Source organism: Kitasatospora sp. NPDC056531 (assembly GCF_042794375.1).
Lineage (GTDB): Bacteria > Actinomycetota > Actinomycetes > Streptomycetales > Streptomycetaceae > Kitasatospora.
Window position 1 is genome coordinate 1 of the sequence record NZ_JBHTTU010000100.1, and the last position, 21,473, is coordinate 21,473.

At 71.3% G+C, this 21,473-nt stretch carries 23 protein-coding genes and 2 pseudogenes; 9 read left to right on the forward strand and 16 right to left on the reverse strand.

The window, feature by feature from the left end; all coding sequences use genetic code 11:
• The first annotated feature begins 287 nt into the window (after nucleotides 1–287).
• Nucleotides 288–761, forward strand: a complete 474-nt coding sequence (locus tag ACFQ87_RS38665; RefSeq protein ID WP_380615632.1) for an STAS domain-containing protein — start codon at nucleotides 288–290, stop codon at nucleotides 759–761.
• 10 nt (nucleotides 762–771) lie between these two features.
• On the forward strand, nucleotides 772–1,230 hold the full coding sequence (locus ACFQ87_RS38670; protein WP_380615633.1) for an ATP-binding protein: 459 nt from the start codon (nucleotides 772–774) through the stop codon (nucleotides 1,228–1,230).
• Nucleotides 1,231–1,392: 162 nt separating this feature from the next.
• On the opposite strand, the pseudogene ACFQ87_RS38675 reads toward ACFQ87_RS38670, so the two are convergent.
• The 3 genes and pseudogenes from ACFQ87_RS38675 to ACFQ87_RS38685 form a co-directional block, all read right to left on the reverse strand.
• Nucleotides 1,393–1,485 (reverse strand): annotated as a pseudogene (locus tag ACFQ87_RS38675) (endonuclease); the annotation flags it as partial.
• 234 nt (nucleotides 1,486–1,719) lie between these two features.
• Entirely contained in the window at nucleotides 1,720–1,974 is a 255-nt protein-coding gene (locus ACFQ87_RS38680; protein WP_380615634.1) for a hypothetical protein, read from the reverse strand.
• Between the two features lie 362 nt (nucleotides 1,975–2,336).
• A complete protein-coding gene (locus tag ACFQ87_RS38685) occupies nucleotides 2,337–3,257 on the reverse strand; it encodes a LysR substrate-binding domain-containing protein (protein ID WP_380615653.1) in 921 nt (306 codons plus the stop codon).
• A gap of 143 nt (nucleotides 3,258–3,400) precedes the next feature.
• On the opposite strand from ACFQ87_RS38685, the gene ACFQ87_RS38690 reads away from it, so the two are divergent.
• Entirely contained in the window at nucleotides 3,401–4,132 is a 732-nt protein-coding gene (locus ACFQ87_RS38690; RefSeq protein WP_380615635.1) for a flavodoxin family protein, read from the forward strand.
• Nucleotides 4,133–4,254: 122 nt separating this feature from the next.
• Here the strand turns inward: ACFQ87_RS38690 and ACFQ87_RS38695 are convergent, their stop codons facing one another.
• Nucleotides 4,255–5,247: an NAD-dependent epimerase/dehydratase family protein gene (locus ACFQ87_RS38695; protein ID WP_380615636.1), complete on the reverse strand. Its 993-nt coding sequence runs from the start codon at nucleotides 5,245–5,247 to the stop codon at nucleotides 4,255–4,257.
• Between the two features lie 82 nt (nucleotides 5,248–5,329).
• The gene (locus ACFQ87_RS38700; protein WP_380615637.1) at nucleotides 5,330–5,695 is read right to left on the reverse strand and encodes a DUF488 domain-containing protein; all 366 of its coding nucleotides are present in this window, start codon (nucleotides 5,693–5,695) and stop codon (nucleotides 5,330–5,332) included.
• 249 nt (nucleotides 5,696–5,944) lie between these two features.
• Between ACFQ87_RS38700 and ctaD the strand changes: the two genes are divergently transcribed.
• The gene (gene ctaD, locus ACFQ87_RS38705) at nucleotides 5,945–7,648 is read left to right on the forward strand and encodes a cytochrome c oxidase subunit I (protein WP_380615638.1); all 1,704 of its coding nucleotides are present in this window, start codon (nucleotides 5,945–5,947) and stop codon (nucleotides 7,646–7,648) included.
• Nucleotides 7,645–8,046 (forward strand): cytochrome c oxidase subunit 4, encoded by a 402-nt coding sequence (locus tag ACFQ87_RS38710; RefSeq protein ID WP_380615639.1) that lies wholly within the window; start codon nucleotides 7,645–7,647, stop codon nucleotides 8,044–8,046. Before ctaD ends, ACFQ87_RS38710 begins: the two co-directional genes overlap by 4 nt.
• Here ACFQ87_RS38710 and ACFQ87_RS38715 read toward each other — a convergent pair.
• The 5 genes and pseudogenes from ACFQ87_RS38715 to ACFQ87_RS38735 all read right to left on the reverse strand — a co-directional run bounded on the left by ACFQ87_RS38715 (nucleotide 8,006) and on the right by ACFQ87_RS38735 (nucleotide 11,966).
• Nucleotides 8,006–9,631 carry a cytochrome bc complex cytochrome b subunit gene (locus tag ACFQ87_RS38715; RefSeq protein WP_380615654.1) on the reverse strand — a complete coding sequence of 542 codons (1,626 nt, stop codon included), beginning with the start codon at nucleotides 9,629–9,631 and terminating at the stop codon, nucleotides 8,006–8,008. The two genes, ACFQ87_RS38710 and ACFQ87_RS38715, sit on opposite strands and share 41 nt — an antisense overlap.
• Before the next feature lie 468 nt (nucleotides 9,632–10,099).
• A complete protein-coding gene (locus ACFQ87_RS38720) occupies nucleotides 10,100–10,537 on the reverse strand; it encodes a universal stress protein (protein WP_380615640.1) in 438 nt (145 codons plus the stop codon).
• A 138-nt stretch (nucleotides 10,538–10,675) separates the two neighbouring features.
• A pseudogene (locus ACFQ87_RS38725) lies at nucleotides 10,676–10,802 on the reverse strand (IS110 family transposase); the annotation flags it as partial.
• A gap of 60 nt (nucleotides 10,803–10,862) precedes the next feature.
• Nucleotides 10,863–11,660, reverse strand: coding sequence for a ThuA domain-containing protein (locus tag ACFQ87_RS38730; RefSeq protein ID WP_380615641.1), 798 nt, complete (start codon nucleotides 11,658–11,660; stop codon nucleotides 10,863–10,865).
• Between the two features lie 138 nt (nucleotides 11,661–11,798).
• Nucleotides 11,799–11,966: a hypothetical protein gene (locus ACFQ87_RS38735; RefSeq protein WP_380615642.1), complete on the reverse strand. Its 168-nt coding sequence runs from the start codon at nucleotides 11,964–11,966 to the stop codon at nucleotides 11,799–11,801.
• A gap of 361 nt (nucleotides 11,967–12,327) precedes the next feature.
• Here ACFQ87_RS38735 and ACFQ87_RS38740 point away from each other — a divergent pair, with 361 nt between their 5' ends.
• Complete coding sequence (locus ACFQ87_RS38740) at nucleotides 12,328–13,866, forward strand: LCP family protein (protein WP_380615643.1); 1,539 nt, start codon at nucleotides 12,328–12,330, stop codon at nucleotides 13,864–13,866.
• A 356-nt stretch (nucleotides 13,867–14,222) separates the two neighbouring features.
• Here ACFQ87_RS38740 and ACFQ87_RS38745 read toward each other — a convergent pair whose 3' ends face one another.
• A complete protein-coding gene (locus ACFQ87_RS38745) occupies nucleotides 14,223–15,200 on the reverse strand; it encodes a TetR/AcrR family transcriptional regulator C-terminal domain-containing protein (RefSeq protein WP_380615644.1) in 978 nt (325 codons plus the stop codon).
• A gap of 179 nt (nucleotides 15,201–15,379) precedes the next feature.
• Between ACFQ87_RS38745 and ACFQ87_RS38750 the strand changes: the two genes are divergently transcribed.
• A complete protein-coding gene (locus ACFQ87_RS38750; protein WP_380615645.1) occupies nucleotides 15,380–16,489 on the forward strand; it encodes an FAD-dependent monooxygenase in 1,110 nt (369 codons plus the stop codon).
• Nucleotides 16,490–16,617: 128 nt separating this feature from the next.
• Here ACFQ87_RS38750 and ACFQ87_RS38755 read toward each other — a convergent pair whose 3' ends face one another.
• The 4 genes from ACFQ87_RS38755 to ACFQ87_RS38770 all read right to left on the reverse strand — a co-directional run bounded on the left by ACFQ87_RS38755 (nucleotide 16,618) and on the right by ACFQ87_RS38770 (nucleotide 18,969).
• The gene (locus ACFQ87_RS38755) at nucleotides 16,618–16,824 is read right to left on the reverse strand and encodes a hypothetical protein (protein ID WP_380615646.1); all 207 of its coding nucleotides are present in this window, start codon (nucleotides 16,822–16,824) and stop codon (nucleotides 16,618–16,620) included.
• A gap of 44 nt (nucleotides 16,825–16,868) precedes the next feature.
• Complete coding sequence (locus ACFQ87_RS38760) at nucleotides 16,869–17,363, reverse strand: CHAT domain-containing protein (protein ID WP_380615647.1); 495 nt, start codon at nucleotides 17,361–17,363, stop codon at nucleotides 16,869–16,871.
• A 2-nt stretch (nucleotides 17,364–17,365) separates the two neighbouring features.
• Nucleotides 17,366–17,863 (reverse strand): hypothetical protein, encoded by a 498-nt coding sequence (locus tag ACFQ87_RS38765; protein ID WP_380615648.1) that lies wholly within the window; start codon nucleotides 17,861–17,863, stop codon nucleotides 17,366–17,368.
• A 266-nt stretch (nucleotides 17,864–18,129) separates the two neighbouring features.
• Nucleotides 18,130–18,969, reverse strand: coding sequence for an ArsR/SmtB family transcription factor (locus tag ACFQ87_RS38770; protein ID WP_380615649.1), 840 nt, complete (start codon nucleotides 18,967–18,969; stop codon nucleotides 18,130–18,132).
• Between the two features lie 64 nt (nucleotides 18,970–19,033).
• On the opposite strand from ACFQ87_RS38770, the gene ACFQ87_RS38775 reads away from it, so the two are divergent.
• Nucleotides 19,034–20,437, forward strand: a complete 1,404-nt coding sequence (locus ACFQ87_RS38775) for an MFS transporter (protein WP_380615650.1) — start codon at nucleotides 19,034–19,036, stop codon at nucleotides 20,435–20,437.
• A 31-nt stretch (nucleotides 20,438–20,468) separates the two neighbouring features.
• Here the strand turns inward: ACFQ87_RS38775 and ACFQ87_RS38780 are convergent, their stop codons facing one another.
• Nucleotides 20,469–21,017: a YceI family protein gene (locus ACFQ87_RS38780; RefSeq protein WP_380615651.1), complete on the reverse strand. Its 549-nt coding sequence runs from the start codon at nucleotides 21,015–21,017 to the stop codon at nucleotides 20,469–20,471.
• Nucleotides 21,018–21,106: 89 nt separating this feature from the next.
• Between ACFQ87_RS38780 and ACFQ87_RS38785 the strand changes: the two genes are divergently transcribed.
• Nucleotides 21,107–21,319 (forward strand): acyl-CoA dehydrogenase family protein, encoded by a 213-nt coding sequence (locus tag ACFQ87_RS38785; protein WP_380615652.1) that lies wholly within the window; start codon nucleotides 21,107–21,109, stop codon nucleotides 21,317–21,319.
• Nucleotides 21,320–21,473 lie beyond the last annotated feature (154 nt).

Consider the following 21,473-nt stretch of genomic DNA (forward strand, 5'->3'; position numbering starts at 1 on the left):
CGAAACCTCCGATGATCGGCCCGGTCGGCTAGGTCGGGCGACTCCCGCCTGCCGACCCGGGGCTGCGGAAGGCGGCTGCTGTCCGGCGTGACCGTGCTGATCGCCTCCGCCCCCGCTGCATGGGCGCGTGTAGCCGCAACGGGGCCGGGCAGACGCGCGACATGGACGAGGAGCGCGTAGCGTGCCAGGCCGCACCCGGGGCGGCCCTTGAATACCCGGCCGTCCGCGCCGCGCGGCATGATGGTCGGGACGGCACCTCGCCGTCCCGACCGGTCAGGGAGCGCGCCATGCCACGGCCAGCCGAAGGGCCCACCGGGGCTGAGGGGGAAGACAACGGTGGCCTGCGCGTTGCGGTGGGCCGTGACGGACCGGTGTGGATCGTCACTGTCGCCGGGGAGCTGGACCGGGACTCGGCGGACGGGCTGCGCACCGCGCTCTCCGGCCTCGTGGACGACGGCATCGAGCGGATCGTGGTCGACCTCGCGGACCTGCGGTTCTGCGACTCGACCGGGCTCAACATCCTGCTGCGCGCCCGCCTGGAGACCGAGGCCGCCGGGCTGCGCCTGGAACTCGCGGGCCTTCGCCCGATCGTGGCCCGGCTGTTCGAGGTCACCGGGGCCGACAGCGTGCTGCGGATCCATCCCGATCTCGCGGCGGCATTGGACTCGCGCGGTGGGAACCCGAGCGGTGGGAGTCCGACCGGTGGGAACCCGACCGGTGAACCGTCCGAGGATCCGGGCGAGACGCCAGGATCGGCGTGAGGGGCCCGGTATGAACCACTCCGGGCGAGAACCACTGGCGGCCGCCGGGGAGAGCAAGCGGCTCGCGTTCGTCGGCAGCGAGGGCGCGGTGCAGCGCAGCCGCGAGTTCAGCAGGGAGGCGCTGCGGTCCTGGCACTGGCTGCCCGCCGCCGACGACGAGCAGCTGGCCGTCACCGAGGACGTCCTGCTGATGGTCTCGGAGCTGGTCACCAATGCCTGCCTGTACGCCCCCGGGGGGCCACGCGAGCTGCGGCTGTCCTGGGACGGTGCCCGGCTGCGGGTGGAGGTCACGGACGCCAGCCCGGTGCAGCCGCGGCTGCGCGCCGCCGCCCCGGGGCGGCCGGGCGGTCACGGCCTGCGGGTGGTCGACCGGCTGGCCCTCGCCTGGGGCAGCGTGCCCGAGGGCGGCGGGAAACTGGTCTGGCTGGAGGTGCCGTCCCCGCTCGACCTCAGCATTACCGTCCGCTAGCTGTCTGGAAGTTGACGGCACATCAGCGATGCCCCGGGATACGGGTTCCGGCGGCGGTACCGGATCGGGGTCCGGGAAGGGCTCAGGCGATGCCCCGGGCCGGACCGGCGAACCGGAGGAAGCCGGCTGACCATTCCCAAGCCGGCCGTTCCCGGCCCCCACGGTGAGGACCAGCAGCCGGTACAGCGGCGAGGGGCTGTCGCGCAGCGTGATGCCGGCCTCCTCGGCGTACGTCCGGCCGTGCTCGGAGAGCACGGCCGGACGTGATGGTGTCGACCGTCATCGTTCGCATCCCTCCACGTCCAGACCGAGCAGGGGTTGCGCCCGGCGGCCGTCGTCCCGGTACGGTCGGGGCGCGGGTGAAGGGCTTCGCGGCGACGCCGACCGGCCGTACCTCGACGGATACCGCTCGACCGCCGGCGGCCTGCTACCGGCCGGGCGATCGGCACCACCACGGGCGATCGGCGCCACCACGGGCGGTTCGGGCCGTCACCGGCCGGCCGCGGTGAGCACCTCCCTGACGGTGACCAGGCACGGGTCGCAGTACCGGTCCGGCAACGCCGGTCCGGAACCGTTGTCCGTCGGCAACACCCGCTGCGAGGGTTCGAGGACCCGACCGCACAGCGATGCCGTCGCGTCGTCCTTGGCCACCACGTGCCACACCAGTCCGGGCGGCGACACCGCCGGGTCCTGCTCGGCCCACATCTCGTACACGGCGACCTCCGGGTCTCGGGGTTCGGTCACCCCATGCAACCCCGGGACACCACGGTCGGCCACCCGGGCCGGACCCGGTGGGATGGTTGCGCCGGTGCCGACCGGGAGTTCGTCGACGTCGACGTCCCGCTGCGGTGGGCGCCGTGCGAGCCGACCCCGGGGCCCTGACCCTTCCGCGAGGACGAGAACGTGGCCGCACGCTGTGGCCGCGTCGACCGCCACCACGTGATCGCGGGCGGGCGACTACGCCACTCGGGCGACGCCGGCCCGACCCTCGCGGAGCTGCTGACCGTGCTGCCGCGGTGGTGGCGGATGGCAGGCCGGCGGCGATCCACCGGCCGCTGCGGCAACGAGAAGGTGATCAGCTCGCCGACGGCGCGGCGCACCGTGGCCTACGGCGTCACGCCGCGCACCGCCCGGCGGCAGGTGGCGGGCTCCTCCGCCGAGGCCCGCAGCAGCAGGTCGCGCAGTGCCGTGGCGGTGTCCGACGGCTCGGTGGGGGTGAGGACGACCTGGTCGGCGGTGGTCGACGGGCCGGTGAGGGGGATGACGCGCAGGCCGGGTGGCTCGTGGTCGAGCGCGGATTCGACGGTGATGCCGATGCCCGTGCCGGCGGCGACGTGAGCGGCGATGGCGTGCACGCTGTCGGCGGTTCTGATGATGCGCAGGTCGGCTCCGCCGATCCGGAAGGCGGACAGGAGGCGGTCGCACAAACCGCTGTTGATCTGGTGCGGCCAGGTGAGCAGGTCGGTGGTGGACAGTTCGGAGGCACTCAACTCGGTGCGCCCGGAGAGCGGGTGGGCCACGGGGACGAGCGCCACGAACCGCTCGGTGGACAGCACCCGCGCGCGTACACCGGTGATGCCGTCGGTCGCCCAGCCGATGCCCAGTCCGATCGTCTCCGCTCGCAGGGCGGTGAGTTGGGCCGTGGTCGGCATGGCCTCCGGCACGATCGTCACGTCGGGGAAGCGGTCGCGCAGTTGCGGCAGGCAGCGCAACAGCAGCTGGTGGCCGGTGTATTCGGCGTGGGCGACGACGAGGGTGGTGGGGCTCCGGTCGCCGGCGGCCAGAGCGCGTCCGCGCTGCTGGAAGCGGCGCAGCTGGGCCAGGGTGGCGTGGGCGTCGGGCAGCAGCGCCCGGCCTAGGCCGGTGAGTGACACCCGGCGGCTGGTGCGGTCGAACAGCCGCCCGCCCAGGGTGCTCTCCAGTCGCCGGACGGCGTCGCTGACGGTGGGTTGCCCCCGGTGCAGGCGCGCGGCGGCGCGGCCGAAGTGGAGCTCTTCCGCGACGGCGACGAATGCTTCCAGTTCCATCCTGTCCACGGGGCCAGGCTAGCGCGATCGATCGGTGCGACCGATCGCTGGGTGCCGAAGTTCGGCGTTGATGTCGAGTCGTACGCAGGGTGTGATGGGTGGGCAAGCAGGGATCTCCCCACGATCGGAAGTAGTGAAGAGACATGGCAGTCAATGGTGTTGACCGTGAGCCCGATGCGCCGACGGTCACGGTGACGGTGGTCTACCACTCGGTGCACGGACACACCCGGGTGCTGGCCGAGCACCTCGCCGACGGGGCGCGGCTGGTGCCGGGCGCCCAGGTGCATCTCGTCGAGATCCGGCCCGAGGACGTCACCGCGGGCCGGTGGCACGATGCGGAGGTGCTGGCGCTGCTGGAGCGCTCGGACGCGATCGTCCTCGGCTGCCCGACACTGATGGGCAGCGTGTCGGCGGTGTTCAAGGCGTTCATGGAGGCGGCGTTCACGCCGTTCGTCACGCAGGCCTGGAAGGACAAGCTAGCCGGCGGGTTCACCATGTCCGCTTCGCAGAGCGGCGACAAGCTGGCCGTCCTGGAGCAACTGGCGGTCTTCGCGGCACAGTTGGGCATGCAGTGGATCGGCGTGGGCGACATGCCGGGCAACAACTGGAGCGGTGGCACCCGCGACGATGTGAACCGGCTGGGCTCGTGGCTGGGCCTGATGAGCCAGAGCCACGCCGACCAGGGTCCGGAACAGGCCGGATCGCGCGGCGACCTGATCACCGCGCAGCGGTACGGCGAGCGGATCGCCCGGTTGACCCAGCGTTGGGTCAACGCCCTGCCGTACGACACTCCCCGGATGACCGAGCACGAGGCCCGCGCCCTGTCAGCTTCCTTCAGGGAGACGGACGACGCACCGGCGGCGCTCACCCCCTGACCGGCGCCCGACCTTCCCGGCTCTCCCACCTCGGCGGTGCCCGGCCAGGCCCCGGCCGGCCACACTCCCCACGTCACCCACCCGGCCGAGTGCGTGCGGAGCGTGACCGCCTTCATCGAGGCTCACACCTGCCGGGGCGCCTTCCCGAGCCGTTCGTTCCAGGCGGCGAGCAGGTCGGCCTCCTGATCCGGCGTCAGCGTCTGCGGCAGTGGGTCGAACGGCGCGATGTCCCGGGCGGTCTCGGCCACCGGGCGCAGCACGAGCCCGGTGGCGAGGGCGGCAGCGGGGTCGGCGGTGCTGGTGGCCCGCACCAGCGGGTTGGTGGTCCACAGCGGCAGTGCGCTGTCCGGGACGTCGGCCGCCCGCAGGAAGTCGTCGTCCACCCAGGTGAGGGTGGTCCCGGCCGGGGCGACTGCCGAGGCGACGGCGCCCAGCAGCCCGCCCATGGTGAAGGGTGGGGGAGTCGCGGCGTGGTAGGCGCCGGAGGCACCCCGTTCCAGCAGTGCGAGCATCCAGGCGGCGAGGTCGCGGGCGTCGACGACCTGGACGGGTGCGTCGGGCCGGCCCGGGGCCAGGACCTCGCCGCCCCGGGCGAGGCGCTGTACCCAGTAGTCGAAACGACGGGTGTAGTCCTGGGGGCCGATCACGTAGGTCGGGCGCACCAGTAGTACGTCCGGGCCGAAGGCCTCGCGCGCCGCCCGCTCGCACCGGACCTTGAGCGGGCCGTAGCTGGCGGGGGTGACCGCGTCGGCCTCCGGGCCGTCGGCGGGCAGCAGCGGGGAGTCCTCGGTGAACGCCGGGGCGCCGGGGGTGTCGTACACGGCCATGGAGGAGACCAGCAGGTAGCGTCCGGCGGCGCCCGGGTCGAGCGCGGAGGCCAGCTTCCGGATCTGGCGGGGGAAGTACGCGCTGACGTCCACGGTGGCGTCCCAGCCGAGGCCGCGCAGGAGGGACAGGTCGGCGTCGCGGTCGGCGATCAGGTGCGTGGCGTCGGGCAGCAGGTGGGCGCCGGACCTGCCCCGGTGGAGCACGGTGACCTCGTGCCCGGCGGCGAGCGCCGTCCGGGCGAAGTGGAGTCCGACGAACCTGGTGCCGCCCATGATCAGTATGTGCATCGGGCCATCGTGCCAGTGCCGGTGCGCCCGGACCACGGGCCCGGCCGAAGCACCGGCACGTCGCTGAGGCGGCAGGTGCCGCTCAGCGCTTCCGCGTCGCCAGCCACTCGGCGAGCACGGCCGCCTGGCTGTGGTCCACGTCCTTGGTGGCGGTCAGGAGGGTGAGCGTGTCGTGGGCGGCGAGGTCGCGCAGATGGCCGGCGGCCTCGTGGTGTTCGGTGTCGCGCAGCTCCGCGAGGTAGCGGCGGCGGAACTCGGCGAAGCGGTCCGGGTCGTGGCCGTACCAGCGGCGCAGCTCGGTCGACGGGGCGACGTCGCGCAGCCACTCGTCGAGGTGCGCGTCCTCCTTCTTCATCCCGCGCGGCCAGACGCGGTCGACGAGGACCCGCTGCCCGTCCTGGGGCGAGGACTCCTCGTAGATCCGCCGGTAGGCGATCTGTGCGGCCATGGCGGGTTCCTCCCGGCTCTGCCCGGTGGTGCGTCAAAGGCGACGGGCGCTCCACACCAGCGTGCGCCCGGACCGGGAGGATCCGCACTCGGACGGCGGACCTGGGGCAACCGCGACAGCGATCACGCAGCGTGGCGCCCCGGTGCACCGGGGCGCCGACGCTAGGGTCGCTCCCGGCGCGCGAAGCCGCGTACTCCGTGGCGGACGACGGGCCCGGGGGTGCGTCATCGGCTCCGCTGCGGAGGTTCCATGAGTGCGTCTGACACCGCGCCGTCGCGCGCAGAGGTCCGCGTCCGGCGTGGCAGCACGCTGCTGCGCTGGTTGTTCACCACCGACCACAAGGTGATCGGGAACCTCTACCTGGCGACCGCCTTCGGGTTCTTCCTGGTCGGCGGTCTGATGGCGCTGCTGATGCGGACTCAGCTGATGGGCCCGCACACCGGGTTCCTGTCGAATCAGCAGTACAACCAGATGTTCACCATGCACGGCACGATCATGCTGCTGCTGTTCGCCACCCCGACCTTCGCCGGCTTCGCCAACGCGATCATGCCGCTGCAGATCGGCGCGCCCGACGTGGCCTTCCCCCGGCTGAACGCCTTCACCTACTGGGCCTTCCTGCTGGGCGGGCTGATCGTGCTGAGCGGCTTCCTCACGGCCTCCGGGGCGCCCGCCTTCGGCTGGTTCGCCTACGCGCCGCTGAACGGGGCGGAGCACTCGCCGGGGACGGGCCCGGACCTGTGGGCGCTCGGCCTGGTGGTGGCCGGCCTCGGCACGATCCTGGGCTCGGTCAACTTCATCACCACCATCACCTGCCTGCGGGCGCCGGGCATGACCCTGTTCCGGATGCCGATCTTCACCTGGAACGTGCTGTTCACGTCGATCATGGTGCTGCTGGCCTTCCCCGTGCTCACCGCCGCCCTCCTGCTGCTGGAGGCGGACCGCAAGTTCGGCGCGCACGCCTTCGACCCGGCGAACGGCGGGGCGCTGCTGTGGCAGCACCTGTTCTGGTTCTTCGGCCACCCGGAGGTGTACATCGTCGCGGTGCCGTTCTTCGGCATCGTCAGCGAGATCATCCCGGTCTTCAGCCGCAAGCCGCTGTTCGGCTACTACGGGATGATCGGTGCGACCATCGCCATCACCTCCTTGTCGATGTCGGTGTGGGCCCACCACATGTTCGCCACCGGGCAGGTGCTGCTGCCGTTCTTCTCCATGATGTCCTTCCTCATCGCGGTGCCCACCGGGGTGAAGTTCTTCAACTGGATCGGGACGATGTGGCAGGGCTCGCTGTCCTTCGAGACCCCGATGCTGTGGGCGATCGGGTTCCTGGTGACCTTCCTGTTCGGCGGCCTGAGCGGGGTGCTGCTGGCCGCGCCGCCGATCGACTTCCACGTCACCGACAGCTACTTCGTGGTGGCCCACCTCCACTACGTCCTGTTCGGGACGGTCGTGTTCGCGACCTTCGCGGGCTTCTACTTCTGGTGGCCGAAGCTGACCGGGAAGATGCTCCACGAGCGGCTGGGGAAGGTGCACTTCTGGATCCTGTTCACGGGCTTCCAAACCACCTTCCTGGTGATGCACTGGCTCGGCGCCCAGGGGATGCCGCGCCGCTACGCGACGTACCTGGACGTGGACGGCTTCACCACCCTCAACGTGGTCGCCTCGATCGGCTCGTTCCTGCTCGGGGTCTCGAACCTGCCGTTCTTCTACAACGTCTGGACGACCACCCGGCACGGCACCCGGATCACCCAGGACGACCCGTGGGGCTGGGGCCGGTCACTCGAATGGGCCACCTCCAGTCCGCCGCCGGACCACAACTTCCACGCGCTGCCCCGGATCCGCTCCGAGTCCCCGGCGTTCGACCTGCACCACCCGGAGGTGCCGACGGAGGCGCAGTCGAGCGGTGGAGCGGACCTGCCGTACGGCCGCCGGGACGGACGGGGGAACGGGCGGTGAGGGCCGAGGGGTGGCTGTTCGCCGTCATGACGGCGTTCTTCGCGGTGACCGGAGTCATCTACGGCTTCTGGGCCCGTGAGCCGGCCGGCAAGGCGATCCTGACGGTGGCGTTCCTGATGTCGGGACTGGTCGCGCTGTTCTGGTTCGTCCAGCACCAGCGGAGCGGCGGCGGCCGGGCCCAGGACCGCAAAGACGCCGAGATCGCGGAGACCACCGGCGCGCTGGGCCTCTTCCCGGCCCGCAGCGGCTACCCCGTGCTCGCGGCGGCGGGCCTGGCCGTCTTCGCGCTCGGTCTGGTGTTCGCCCGGTGGCTGATCATCTGCGGTGCGGTGGTGCTCGCACTCGCCGTCTTCGGCTTCATCTTCCAGTACCGCGACCACGGCGACGGCGGGGCCTGACCCTCCGCAGCAGCCGGCCCAGCGGGCCGGTTCGAGGGGCGGCGAGCGGTTCCGGGGGCCGGGGGTGGGCCGGCGCGGTGAGGACGGCCTCGACCCGGCCCTCCTCCTGCTCCAGGACGGGCAGGGCGACCCGGTCGCCGTAGTACCAGGAGCCGAGCGCGGCCCGCACCCGCTCCGTTCGCGGCGCCCCCACCGGGGCGCTCGGCGGCAGCGGCGCGTCGCGCACCATGATCGAGTAGCGCTCGGCCGCCGGCACCGGGCGGCGGCTCCCGCTGAATCCGCCGTAGACCGACTGGTCGATCCGGCCGGTCGCGTCGCCCTCCAGCAGCCGGGTGCGGTCCCGGGCCTGCAGGGCGAGGCAGAGCCGCCGGGTGAGCACGAAGGCGAGCGGCGGCAGCAGGACCAGCGCCGCCCGCAGCACCCAGGTGAGGGCGTTGACCGACAGGCCGAAGGCGTACGCGATCACGTCGTTGCCGCCGGCGATCAGCAGCACCGTGTAGAAGACGACCCCGGCGACCCCCAGCGCGGTGCGGGTCTGCTTGTTGCGGGGCCGGTCGCACAGGTGGTGCTCCCCGTCGCCCGGGGTCAGCCACCGTTCGACGAACGGGTAGGCGTACAGCGCCCCGAACAGCAGGCCGGGAACCACCAGCGCCGGAAGGAACGCGCTCCACGACAGCGTGTGCCCCAGAACCCGAGTCTCCGCGGCCGGCATCAGCCGTAGGGCCCCCTCGATGAACCCGATGTACCAGTCGGGCTGCGCGCCCGCTCCGGCGATGTCGGGCCGGTAGGCGCTGTACCGCCAGATCGGGTTGATCTCCGCGAGCAGGGCGGACAGCGCCAGGACACCGGCGACGGTGAACGCCAGGCCGGTCGTGCGGGTCAGGAACTGCGGGAAGAACGGCAGCCCCACCACGTTCCGGTTGGTTCGGCCCGGCGCCGCCCACTGGGTGTGCTTCAGCACGACCACCAGGGTCAGGTGCGCCCCGATCAGCGCCAGCAGCAGGCCCGGCACGAGGAGGATGTGCACGGTGAACAGCCGAGGGATGATCACGTGCCCGGGGAACTCGCCGCCGAAGGCGAAGAAGCTGAGGTAGGTGCCGACGACCGGCACGGACAGCAGAACGCCCTCGGCGATCCGCAGGCCGGTCCCCGACAGGGTGTCGTCCGGCAGCGAGTAGCCGGAGAACCCCTCCAGCAGCGCGAGGTTGAACAGGGTCACCCCGATCACCCAGTTCAGCTCGCGGGGGCGGCGGAACGCGCCGGTGAAGAACACCCGCAGCAGGTGCGCGCAGATCGAGGCGACGAACAGCAGCGCGGCCCAGTGGTGGATCTGGCGGACCAGCAGGCCGCCGCGCACCTCGAAGCTGATGCGCAGCGTCGAGGCGTAGGCCTCGGACATCCGCACCCCGCGCAGCGGCAGGTAGGAGCCCTGGTAGTCGATCTCGCCCATGCTCGGGTTGAAGAAGAAGGTGAGGAAGACCCCGGTCAGCAGCAGGACGACGAAGCTGTACAGCGCCAGCTCGCTCAGCAGGAACGACCAGTGGTCCGGGAACACCTTGCGCAGCAGTTCCTTGCCCGCCTCCATCAGCGGGAGCCGCCGGTCGACGACCCGCGCGGCGCGCTCACCGGCCGGTGGTTCCGGCGTGCTCGTCCGCACCCACGCACTGCGGTCCGGCACGCGGTCCACAGGCCCGTCGTCACCCTGGTTGCCGTCCATATCGGGCAACCTAGTGCGAAACGCCCGCTGCGCACCGGCAGGCCGACGCGATCCTCCCTCCGTGTGAGGGGCGGAGCACCCCATCGGAGCAACCGCCGAGTCCGTGTTCTGGGCGTTCACCGGGAGTTGGGCGCTGGCGCTGGCGGTCGCGGTCGCGTTCGCGGTGCTGTGCGCCTGTTCGGGGCGTGGCCTCCGGGTACTCGGGGTGCGGCGGGGCGGGGAGTCGTCGGTACGAGGCGGGGAGCGAACCAGGAGGCCAGGCCATGAGCTGCCTCGACCGCCGTTACGCGGTGACCCTGCCCGGGCCGGTCGGAGCAGTCCGGTCCGTCCGGCGTGTCACTGCGCGCGGACGATGACCACCGGGCAGCAGGCGTGCTGCGCGCAGCGCGTGCTCACCGAGCCGAGCAGGGCCCGGGTGAACCCGCCGTGGCCGTGGCTGCCCACCACCAGCACCTCGGCGCCCTGCGACGCGTCCAGCAGGACGTCGGAGGGGTCGCCCATCACCATCGATCGTCGAACCCGAACCGGCCGGTCGTCGCCGAGCACGGTGTGGAGTTGGTCGGCGAACCGTCGTTCGGCCAGCTCCCGGTCGAAGGTGACATCGACCACGGGCGCCGACCAGCCGAAGTGGCTCGGCGGCTCCCACGCGCCCACGGCCTCCACGACCCCGCCGATCTGCGTGGCGTACCGGACCGCCCAGCGCAGGGCGGCGTGCGACGACGGCGAGCCGTCCACGCCGACCACGACGCGGGGAGCGGAGTCGTTCACGTCCATCCGTCTGCACCGTCCTGTCGGTCGTCACTCCTCCCATCACGGTGCGGGCCGCTCGGCGCCACCGCGAGTACGGCCCGGCACCCGGGTGACACTGCCGGGCGGTCCCGGCTCCCGCCCGGCGGGCCTGACAGGGCGACAGCGCAGGGCTGCCGGGGAGCCGTGGCGCTCCAGCAGGCGGCTGCCGGCGGGGTGGTCGAGTCGTGGGCCGAGAACGCGTTCGAGGGGGGTGGAACTGGGTGAGCAGGCCGCGCAGGCGGCTGCCGGTCAGGCCTCTCATCAGCGGTCACACGGTGCCCCGGGCCCGGTGACACCACCCCCCCCCAGGTCATTCGATCGAACCCGACGGGCTGCAGTCGGCCTGGGCGGCGCCGGCCGCCACGCGAATCCCGCCGAGGAGCATGGTGCGGAAGGCGGGGTCGGCGTAGGACTCCCGGGTGTGGCCCATGCCGGTGTACCAGGACCGGCCGCCCTGGACCTCCTGGCACCAGGTGATGGGATGGTCGCCCATCCGGTCGGGGCCTGGGTCGTAGCTGGACTCGTCGACGGAGGAGAGGACGTGGACGGTGTCCCTGGGGTCGGTGCGGAAGTTGTACCACTCGTCCGACCGGCTCCAGACGGCGGGCAGATGGCTGGTGCTGGGGTTGTCCCGGTCCTCGACGATCACCCGGGCCTGGTACTGCCCGTGGGGATGGCTCTTGAAGTAGGCGCCGACGACCTGGCCGTAGAAGGGCCAGTCGAACTCGGTGTCGGAGGCGGAGTGGATGCCCGCGTAGCCGCCGCCGGCGCGGATGTAGCCCTCGAAGGCGGCCTTTTCGGTGTCGTTGAGGACGTCACCGCTGGTCAGGGCGAAGACGACGGCTTGGTAGTCGGCCAGGTTGGCAGGTGTGAAGACCGTGTCGTCCTCGGTGGCGTCGACCGTGAACCCGTTCGCGGCACCGAGGTCCTTGATGGCCTGGACGGCGGTGGGGACCGACTGGTGCCGGTAGGCGCCGGTCTTGGAGAAGACGAGCACCTTGAACGCGGACTGGGGGGCGGGATCCGCTGTAGCGGAGCCCACGGGGGCGATGAGGGCGAGCACGGCGCACAGGCCCAGCATCGGCCGGAGTAATTTGAGGCGGGACATTCGGACTCCCCGGGAAGGCCCCGGAGCCCACGGGTGGGTGGGCTCCGGGGAGGGACGGATCAACTGGGCTTGGCGAACTTCCACTTCTGGTCCGCTTGATCACCCGCCGCCGGGTGAGCCGCAGCGCAGCGGTTGCGATCATGAACGCTTCAGGAACCTCAAGTAGAACGCCACGAACACCAGGACGATCCCGACGTTCACCATCAGCCGCTCCCAGAGCTGGTGCCTGAAGAACAGGACGTCCACGCCAATCACGGTGGCTACCATCGCGAGCACGTAGAGCACGATGACCGACTGTCTTCCCATGCTTCTGTTCTACTACCTGCTACGCGCGGTCGCGGTGGGAGTGTGCCCCGCCGATATCGCGGCAGTGACGTGCCCGTCACGGGGCGTACCACGGGGCAGCGGCCGGCGAGCCAGGCGAACCCGCGGCTTCGGCCGGGCGTGATCTGCGACACGTCGTGTAACAAGACTGTCCGTCAGTGCCTCTGAGTATCAGGAGAGTTGTCGTTCGACGATGGGGGCGGACAGGGTGGGCCGGAGGCGCAACGGTGGAGAGGTCGCTCGCGGCGCGGCAGGGGGTGGCCCGTCGGGCGGCGGGTCGGCCGGGCGGCGGTCGCCGCTGCTCATAGCAGGCCGGACGCTGGCCTGCACGGCGGGGCTGGCGGTGTTCGTCTCCAGCGGGGTGGTCTGGTACGAGTACACGTCCCTGACCGACGGGATGACCACGTCCAAGGCTCTCGACGAGACCAAGAAGGACGCCCCCAAGCACCTCGACAACTCCATCAACCTGCTGTTGATCGGCCTGGACAGCCGCAAGGCGATGGACGGCTCGGACCTCGACCCGTCGATCGTCGAGAACGACCTGCACGCCGGCCACGACTCCGAAGTCGGTGGCTACAACACCAACTCGCTGATCCTGCTGCACATACCGGCGGGCGGCGGCAAGGTGCAGGCGGTCTCCATCCCCCGCGACGACTACGTGATGACGTACAAGGGCGACGGGACCAAGCTGGGCATGGCCAAGATCAAGGAAGCCTACGGCAACGCCAAGGACCAGTTCGACAACAGCCCGCAGGCCAAGGGGCTCAAGGGCCCCGACCTGGAGAAGGCCGGCCGGGACGTCGGGCGCGCGGCCACCATCCGCACCGTCCAGACCTTCCTCGACCAGCCCGTCGACCACGTCGCCGAGGTCAACCTGAAGGGCTTCTACGACATCGCCAAGGCGCTGGAGCCGATCGAGGTCTGCCTCACCCACCCGGTGGACGACCCGATCATCGCCAGGACCGCCACCAAGGCAGGTGGCGGCACCGGACTCAAGCTCCCCGCCGGGCACAGCAAGCTCGACGCCGCCCAGGCGCTCTCCTTCGTCAGGCAGCGGCACAACCTGGACGACGGACACGGCAACGCCGACGACTTCGCCCGCACCCACCGCCAGCAGGCCTTCATCTCCTACGTCGTCTACAACCTCAAGCAGAAGGGCATCGTCGGCGACCTCGGCAAGATGCGGGAGCTGATGGGTGTGGTGCAGGAGGACCTCGTCATCGACAACCAGTGGAACGTCCTGGACTTCGCCCAGCAGGCCCCGGCGCTGACCGGCGGCAACGCCGAGTTCCGCACCCTCCCGGTGGCCGACCTCCCCAAGGTCAACGGCCAGTACGTCAACACCGTCAACACACCCCAGATCCAGAAGATCGTCAAGCAGCTCTTCGGCTACGCGGACGCCGCCCCCGCTCCTGCCCCGGCTCCGACAGACGAGACCCCCAGCGCTCCCGCCACCACCCCGGCCCCCGCCCAGCCGACCGCGAGCCCGACGCCGACCGCCGCCAAGGCCGTCACCGTGGATGTCCTCAACGCCTCCTCCGCCGCCGGGGTGTCCTCCGCCAACGAGGCCAAGGTCCTGGTCGGGATGGGCTTCAAGGAGGGGAGGACCGGCCCGGCCGCCACCAAGCAGAAGAACACCACGGTCACCTACGGCAAGGGCGCCAAGGAAGCGGCCGACCAGATCGCGGCCCGCTACGGTGTCACCGCCACCGAGTCCGCCTCGACCGGCGCCGACAGGGTGGTGGTCACCCTCGGCACCGCCTTCACCGGCGTCGCCTCCGACCGGCCCACCACCGCCCCGACCGACCCGGGCACCAATGTGGCCCAGCAGGGCCCCATGGTCGACGCCCAGTCCGACGGCGGCATCCCCTGCGTCTTCTGACGCCGACCGAGGACCCGCACCTCGCCGTCGAAGCCGGCCAGATGGTCGAACGCCGGCTTTCGGATCCTTCCCGGCGCTCCAGAGCCGGCCCGAGGGCCGAAGGCCCGGCGGCCGGCGCGGCAACCGGCCGATGGCGGCCACCTGCACCGCGCTCGCACTGATCCACCTGGCCTCGGCCGCCTGGCTGCTCACAAGCTGACCCGATCCGTCGCAACCCCACCGCGCTGTCCCGGCCGTCAGCCTGATCCGGGGGTGACCAGCCCGGTCTCATGGGCGAGGACCACGGCCTGGGTCCGGTCGCGCAGGACCGACTCGGAGAAGATCCGCGCCACATGGGTCTTCACCGCGGCCTCGCTCTACACGGACCCGCGACGGGACGGTGGGGCCTCGATGATGAGGGCGATGCCGTCGAGGAGCGGCGTGAGGCCGAACTCGAACAACGTGTCCAGGTCGAGGTCGTAACCGTCCTTGCAGCTGCTCGCGATCCTGGTGAACACGGGGTACCGGGTCGCCGCGGTGATCGCCGCGAAGGCGGGGGCCTGGTGGTCCATCCACTGGTCCTCGGACAGGCCGGTGGCGGCCTCGGCCTGGGCCTCCCGTTCCAGGTGCACGGCGATCCCCTGGATGTAGCTGTAGAGCAGGACGTGCAGGTCGAGCATGGTCTCCGGATCGAGGTCGTGGCCGTCGAGGGCGGCGAGCGCCCATTCCGCGTGGATCATCAGGGCGGGCAGCATCAGGGGGCGGGTGAGGGAGCCGACCTGTGCGAGCCAGGGGTGCCTGCGGTGGATCCCCCACAGGGTGCGGGCACCGAGTTCCAGGCGCGCGCGCCATCCCTCCGGTGGCTCGACCGGGTAGGTCTCCTCGCCGAACGCCGCGTCCGCCATCAGAAGGACCAGGTCGTCCTTGCCGTTGATGTACCGATAGGGGGACATGGCGGCGACACCGAGCCTGGCGGCAACGCTCCGCATCGACACCGCGCTCAGCCCTTCGCCGTCGGCGATGTCCACCGCGGCGCGGACGATCCGTTCACGGCTCAGTTCGTGATCGGAGACGGCCGCGGATGCAGACCGTCGCCTGGACGGGGTGCGGTGTTCCGTCAACGCCGCAGACTTTCTGGCCGCGACCACGGTGCCGACCCGGGGATGGGCCTCGACCAGCCCTTCCAGGCGGAGCGCGGTGAGGGCCTTCGTGGCCGTGGCGAGCGCGACTCCCCATTCGCGGGCGATCTGGCGTGTCGACGGCACGCGCTCGCCCGGGGCGAGCGTGCCCTCGGCGATGCGTCGGGCGATCTCGTCGGCGATGCGCCGGAACGGCGGGTCGGACTGTGAGGTCATGCTGTCGGCTCCTTGGGAAATTTCTTTCGCGCGCACCGAACCTGTACTAGTTCAGACCCTATCAGCGCAGGAAGCCGAAATGGCCCTGCTGTCCTAGATCAGGGCAGGGGAAATGGCGGTTGGCAGTGCTGCGCGTACGCCGTACATTCAGAGCGCGTACAGCGTATGAAGGAGCTTGAATGAAGACTGTGCTGATCTCCGGCGCCGGTGTCGCCGGGGCCGCGCTCGCCCATTGGCTGAACCGTGACGGCGTCACCGTGACGGTCGTGGACCGCGCACCGGGCCCGCGGCTCGGCGGCCAGGCGGTGGACATCCGCGGCGTCGCACTCGATGTCGTCGAGCGGATGGGACTGCTGGACCGAGCCGGAGCCCACCGCACCCGGATGCGCGGCATGTCGGTGTTGGACGGCGACGGCAGGGAGATCCACCGCTCCACCGAGACGACCTTCAGCAGCGGCCGTCTCGCCAACGACGACATCGAGCTGCTGCGTGAGGACCTGGTCCGCATCCTGCACGAACAGGCAGGCGCCGACGTCGAGTTCGTGTTCGGCGACCGCATCACCGCGCTCGACGAGAACGAGGACGGGGTACGGGTCGCCTTCGAGCACGGCCGCCCCAGGAGCTTCGACCTGGTCGTGGGAGCCGACGGCCTGCACTCGGCCGTGCGACGGCTGAGCTTCGGGCACGAGGAGCAGTTCACCCGACACCTGGGCATGCATCTGGCGATCTTCAGCGCGGACAACTTCCTCGCCCTGGACGACTGGCAGCTGTGGCTCAGGGACGGCGAGGCCGGCTACGGCATCTACCCGGTGCGGGACAACACCGAGCTGAGGATCTCGTTCGGTTTCGCAGCCGAACCGCTTCCCACCGGTCACCGTGGCGCCGAACAGCACAAGCAATTCGTTGCCGATCGGATGGCGACGTTGCGCTGGGAGACCCCGAGGCTGCTGAAGGCCCTGTGGGAGGCACCCGACTTCTACTTCGACGCGATGACGCAGGTCCGCTTGGCCCACTGGTCGAACGGCAGGACCGTCCTGCTCGGCGACGCGGGCTACTGCGCCTCCCCGCTGTCCGGCCAGGGGACCAGCCTCGCTCTCGTGGGAGCCTACGTACTGGCCGAAGCCCTGCGGCGGACGGGCGGCGACCACCGCGCGGCGTTCGCCCGCTACGAGAACCGCATGCGCCCGTTCGTCGAGCTCAACCAGGCGCTCGCCACCGAGAATCCCGGCGGACCGGCCGCCGAAGCCTCCGTCGAACGGGCCAAGAACGCGATCGCACTCGACGACTGACTTCTCCGGCAACCTCGCGGCTGGTCCAGGCCGGTGAGGACACCGTCAGGAAGGTGATCCACCGGTTCAACTTCGGGCCACTCAGAGCCACTGCGTCGGCCTTTCGGCCAGGACCGCCGGTGCCGCTGTCAGCTGCGCTGCACCTCGACGCGGACGCCCATCTCGCGCATGGCCGCGACGACGCGCATGGCGTCGGCGGCCACGACGCGGATCCACGGCGGGGACGTCTCCGCATGGACGTCGATCTCGTCTCCGGCGACGAGCATGTAGGCGACGGTCACTATCGCCTTGTCGGCCTGAGGGCCGTCCGGATAGATGCGCAGTTCGGTGCCCATGATGCCTCCTGACCCGGTGGGTGGTGGGGCGAAGGAGAGGCTCACTAGGCCGCCCTGCCAGTGGGCCTCGTGACGTAGGACCAGCTTGGTGCGCCACTCCACCTCGGCGCCGAACGAAACGGTGCCGCTGCCGCCGACGCCTTGGCGCGCTTTGACGACCAGGACGAAGTCCGTAGAGTGCAGTGGGCGGCCGGGTGAGGGTGGGCGCCTGAGAGCAGCAGCGCGGCGGGGAGGCCGCGCGGGTTGTCCGAGGCGTCGAAGCGGCCGAGCGCGGTCTCGCACGCGCTGAGCGTCACCAGGTCCAGGCCGCGCAGTTCGAGCCCGAGGAGTTCGTGCGCGTGTAGGCGCCCGTCGGATCGCTGATCCGGTGCCAGATACAGGCATTGGAAGGCCGGTGCCGCGGCGTCGTGGCCCGGGGCGTGGCTGTTCGCCGAGGACTTCCGACTCACCGTCGACGCGGAGTGAGCTGGATCCACCCCGTCTCGCACCCCCACCCGGCTTCTTCGACACGTCCGGTGACGGGTAGCACGCTTCGGCACACCTACTCGCTGTCCTGCGGGCTTACCACCCGCACCGGTACGGTCCCGTGCAGGACGCGTCCCGCCCGCTGTTCCTGTTCGAACCGCCGGATGAACACGTCCAGGCGCACCTCGGGCGCCAATTCGATCAGGTCGGGCGGCCAGGTGTCCGGCGGCACGAGGATCACCACGGCGGCACTCCGGCCCTGGGCTGCTGCCAGCCAGCCGGGCGACGTCTCGACGCGAGTGTCCGGCTCCCACATCTGGCGCCCGCCGACCAGCACCAGGCGTTTCACCCGGCCGTCGCCGACCTCGACCACTCCGCTCGTGTCCGGAGGCGTACCCGCCGCGAGCGTGAAGCCGCTGTCGACCGCGGCTTCCACCAGGTCCGTATAGAGGTCCGCACCGACCTCCACGATCAGTTCCGCGAACGGCGGCCCCTGCGCCGCCTCGCGCACCGCCAGCGCCCACACCATCGGAGCCTGAGCCCGGCCGTTGTTCGTTTCGTCAGCCACACCCACTCAACGAGCGACGGTCACGATCCGCTCTGATCCCGCCGCGATCGGCACGCCCGGTCCCGCGCATCCCACCCGGCCGGCAGACGTGCGGGTGAGCGCGGCCCCGGCCCGGCTGAGCCTCGTCGACCCCCGTCCCTCGCCGATACCCGGTGTTGAACTCAGTGCGGTCGAGCCCTGCTGTTCACACAGGCACGGGCAACTGCTCGGCCCGCCCGATCATCGGGGCGGGCCGAGCACGGGCTTCGTAGCCGAGGGGGACTTCGTCCTGGTCATTCGGGGGAGTTGACGCGGAACGTGTTGTCCGAATCCCTCGACGAGGTGCTCGCCGCTGCTGAAGCGACGCGGCCTCCGCTTGTTCCGGACGGTGCGGCGTCGGCGCCGCCCATTTTCAGCAGACGGGCCAGCGCGTCCTCACCGGCCGGGGTCAGGTGCAGCGCGCGGGTACGGGGTGCCCGGGTGATCCATCCTGCGGTGGTGAAGGCGTTGAACAGGTCCGCGCCGAGACGCCCCGCGAGGTGGTGCCGTTGCTCGGTCCAGTCCAGGCAGAAGCGCAGCAGCGGACGCCGCTGGTCGTCCGTGAGGTGACTCTCCGGTACTCCGAGGCCGGTCAGCACCGGTATCGCGGCCGGGCCGAGCCGGTAGGGGCGCTCCGCGTTCTCCGTCTGTTGTGTCCCGCCCGCGGGGACCAGCGCGCCGCTGTTCAGCAGGGCCTCGGTGATGGCGACCCCGAGCTGCCCGGCGGCGTGGTCGTAGCAGACGCGCGCTCGGCGCAGCGCCTCGTTGCGGTTGCTGGCGCGCAGCGTTCGCGCCACCGGCTGGGCCGGGGCGAGCGCGGCCAGGCTCTCCATCAGCTCGGCGATCCGCCGGTCGGCGAGTTCGTAGTAGCGGTTGCGCCCCGACGGCCGGACGGCGATCAGCCCGGCCCGGCTGAGCCGGTTCAACTGGGTGCTGGCGGCCTGGGGGGTGACGCCCGCGTGCTCGGCCAGCGCGCTCGCCGGCAGGCTGCGACCTCCGGCGAGCGCCATCAGGATGCGGGCGCGGGTGCCGTTGGCGAACAGGCTCGCCACACGGGCGATGTCCGGTTCGCCGGTGCGCGTGGGTGAGGTCATGCGGTCATTGTCGCCCGGCCCCGCTTCCACCGGCGTGGAAGTGAATCGCTGTCATCGTCGGGGCATGAACGAGGAAGTCCTGGCCATACCACTGCCCTCGACGTCGGGTACCCGGCTGCGGCGACGCGTGCTGGCCGCGACCGGTGTCAGCTATGTCATCGTCCTGCTGGACGCGTCGATCGTGAACGTCGCGTTGAACGGCATCTCCGACAGCCTCGGCATCGGCATCGACGGGCTGCAATGGGTGGTGAACTCCTACACGCTCGCATTCGCGGGCCTGCTGTTGACGGGTGGCACCCTCGCGGACCGCTGGGGCGCCCGCCGGGCCTACCTGGCGGGTCTGGTGCTCTTCACCGCGGCGTCCGCCGGCTGCGGCCTGGCGACCGGCTTGCCGGTGCTGGCCGCCGGACGTGCGGTGCAGGGCGTCGGCGCGGCGGTCCTGGTCCCGGCCGCCCTCAAACTGATCAACCAGGCCCATCCGGAGCCCGAGCTGCGGGCCCGGGCGATCGGGATCTGGATGTCGCTCGGCGGAGTCGCGATGGCCGCGGGACCCCTGATCGGCGGCAGCCTGGTCTCCTGGCTCGGCTGGCGCAGCGTCTTCTTCGTCAACGTGCCCGTCGGACTCGCCGGGGTGTGGCTGGCGCGCAGCGTCGCGGAACGGCCGGCCCGGCCGCTGGCTCAGCGCCTGGACCTGGCCGGACAGGTGAGCGCGGTCGTCGCGCTCGGTGTGCCGATCACCGTCCTCATCCAGGGCCGCTACTGGAGCGCGCCGCTGGTGTGGACGGCCCTGGCGGTGTCCGCCGCGGCCGCGGCGGCCTTCCTCGTCACCGAGGTCCGCAGCCCGCACCCGATGCTCCCGCTGTCGCTGTTCCGTGGCCGCGTCTTCGCGGCCTCCACGGTGGTCTCCGCGACCTCGGCGCTGGTCTTCTACGGCCTGCTGTTCGTCTGCGGCCTCTACTTCCAGCAGGTCCGCGGTTACCCGCCGGTCCGGGCCGGACTGGCGTTGCTGCCGCTGACCGCGACCGTCGCCGTCGGCGGCTTCGGCTCCGCTCGGGTGGCGCGGCTGCTCGGTTCGCGCTGGTCCATGTGCGCGGCCTTCGGCGCCTACGCGTTCGGGGCGCTGGGGCTGCTCGGCGCCACCCGCACCTCGCCGTACTGGCTGGCGCTCGCGCCCATGGTGGTGATCGGACTGGCCGGCGGATTCATCTCCCCGGCAGCCACCGCGCCGGCCCTGGGCGCCGTCGACAAGGCCCGCGTGGGCATCGCCGCGGCCGCGCTCAACACCGCCCGGCAGTCCGGATCGGCCGTCGGCGTCGCCGCCTTCGGCACACTCGTCACCGCCGTCCACCCCTTCTCCCGTGGGCTACACGCCGTCCTCTACCTGATCGCCCTCGCCTCCGCTGCCGCCGCAGCCGTATGGGCGTACTCCTGCCGGCCAACCGCACCGGCGGGCCGTCCCCCCGCCTGACGGCCCGCAGGCCCGGCTCCAGGGCCGCTGGTCAGCGGCGGGTGAAGCGGGTGGTGAGGGTGACGGTGGTGAGGCCCTTGATCATTCCGGCCTTGTTCCAGCCCATACCGAAGTCGTTGCGGTCGATGGCGACCTCGCCCCTGAGGGTCACGTCGTCGGGGCCGGTGGCGGTGGCGCGGGCGGTGAAGGTGAGCGGGCGGGTCGTACCGAGCACGGTGAGGCGGCCGGTGACCTTGGCGGTTCCGGCGCTGTCGGCGACGACGCCGGTGGCGGTGAAGGTGAACGTCGGATACCGCTCGACATCGAAGAAGTCCGCGGAGCGCAGGTGGGTGTCGAGCTTGGCCTGCTTGCTGAGGATCGACGCGGCCTCGATGGTCAGCGTGCCGTGCGCGGAACCGTCGGGGCCGATCTCGCCTTCGCCGCTGAACTTGGTGAAGGCGGCCCTGATCGTGGCCAGCCCCCACATCGACTTGTGCTTGATCTCCACTGAAGACTTGGCCGCGTCCAGGACCCAGGGGCCGGAGCTCAGGTCGGAGAGTCTGGTGGAGGCCTGGGCGGGGTTGGTGATGTGGCTCGTCATGGCAATCGCCTTCTACGGTGGGGCAGGGGGTGCGCTTTAGTGCGTAGCTATTGATAACACAGGTACTTACTTTTTTGCAGCTGCGGCGGATGGCGAAGGCGCCGACCATCAGCGGGGTGGTCGGCGCCTGCGCCTCGGTGGCGTTGATCCCGCAGTTGTCTCCGCGAGTGGCGTCCGACGTCGGACTTCACATCGAAGCCCTCTACCGTGACACCAGGATCGGCGAGATTTACGAAGGCACCAACGAGATCCAGAAATGGGTGATCGCCCGCCAGATCTTCGGCCGGGACATCACCGGCTAGCGAGGTAGTGCCCTGTCGTACGTCGGGGCCGGTCAGGCGCCCGGATGACCTTGCCCTCGCGGCTGTGCCGGGTGCCCCGGCGCTCGGCAATCCGGGCGACCAGCCGAAGGCCCCGGCCGCCCTCGTCGAAGGTTCGCGCTCTGCGCGGATGGGG